The following is a 1,219-nucleotide window of genomic DNA, read 5'->3' on the forward strand; positions in this document are numbered from 1 at the left end:
GCAGGGCGGAATAAGGCTGGCCGGTGATCGAGACCGCCTGGTTGATGTCCTCGCCGGGGTTGCGGTAGGCGAACAGGGTGGCTTCCGTCGCCGGGCAAAGTGCCTTGCAGCTGCGTTCGTCGTCCGGAAACCGGGCGGGAACGGTGGCGAACGAGACCGGGAAATAGGCGCCGTCGCAGCTGCGGACGCAGACCGTGCGGTAGGTTCCGAATTGACCGAAATCGGTGCCGGGCGCGTTGCTGTTGCCATTATTGCCGAACAGATTGTCGAGGAAGTTGCCGGGTCCGCCGCCGCCGCGCGGGGCATTGGCGTATTGCGGCCCGCAATTGTTCTGGGCCAGCGCCGCCAGCACCGAGCGGCGCTGGTTTTCGCGTTCGGCGCCGCCGAAGCCGCCGCCGCGCAACCGCTCGAGGCTCGTGGTGATCTGATCGAGATTGCCGCGCATCTGCTGGATCTGGTTGTTGACCGGGCCGCATTGCGCCGACTGGCCCGAGAACAGCGAGAAGAAGCCGGAACTGTCGCAGCCCATCCGCTTGGCCTGCGAGGTGACGCGGTCGAGTTCGCCCTGCTGCTTGGAAGCGGCTTCCTGGTAGCGGCGGATTTGCTCTTCCTTGGCCGGATCCCCGCTGCCGCCGCCGCGGTCGATGGTCGCCAGTTGCGCTTCCAGCCGCGGGCACACCGGATTGGCCGCCACGCCGCCCTGCGAGGGCGGCGGCCCCTGGTTCATCTGCGCGGAGGCGCCAACGCTCAGCACAACCGCGCCGAACAGCGTAGCAGAGGCCAGAATCCAGCGGGAGAAGGGGGTAATCAACGTTTCAGCCATATCCAGCCATTCAAGCCACGTCCGCGCAGGCCAAAAAGCACAGCCGACGCGGCCCCACATAGCCGCTTCTCGGGGCAGCGTCACGTCGTTTCCGGGGCGCCGGTGTGGCGGCGGTGCCCGCAGGCCCTGGCGGCTCGGCGTCAGCGCTGGCAGGTGATGGCGACGTATTCGTTGCAGCCGGCATGGCTGCAGTTGCCGCCGGACGCCTTGGGGATCGCCCCGGTGATCTCATCGGGATCGACCCGCCGGTACGACACCGCCTGGGCGAAATCCCGCGACTGGCAGTAGGAGCGGGCAGCGTGGGCGCCGCATTTTTCGCCCCTGGCGAGGCACTGGTCGACGCCGTAGCCGTCGGCCTGGTTGGAGATGATGAAAACCCGGCTGTCGGCCCATGCG

At 67.8% G+C, this 1,219-nt stretch carries 2 protein-coding genes; both read right to left on the reverse strand.

From position 1 onward, the window contains the following. The coding region (locus Q7U29_RS18285) for a DUF2865 domain-containing protein (RefSeq protein ID WP_304743769.1) at nt 1-823 on the reverse strand (823 nt) is incomplete at its 3' end. Between the two features lie 140 nt (nt 824-963). Beyond that, on the reverse strand, nt 964-1,219 hold a 256-nt coding region (locus Q7U29_RS18290), incomplete at its 5' end, for a hypothetical protein (protein ID WP_304743770.1).

The sequence above is a fragment of the Bradyrhizobium sp. genome (assembly GCF_030654605.1).
Lineage (GTDB): Bacteria > Pseudomonadota > Alphaproteobacteria > Rhizobiales > Xanthobacteraceae > Bradyrhizobium.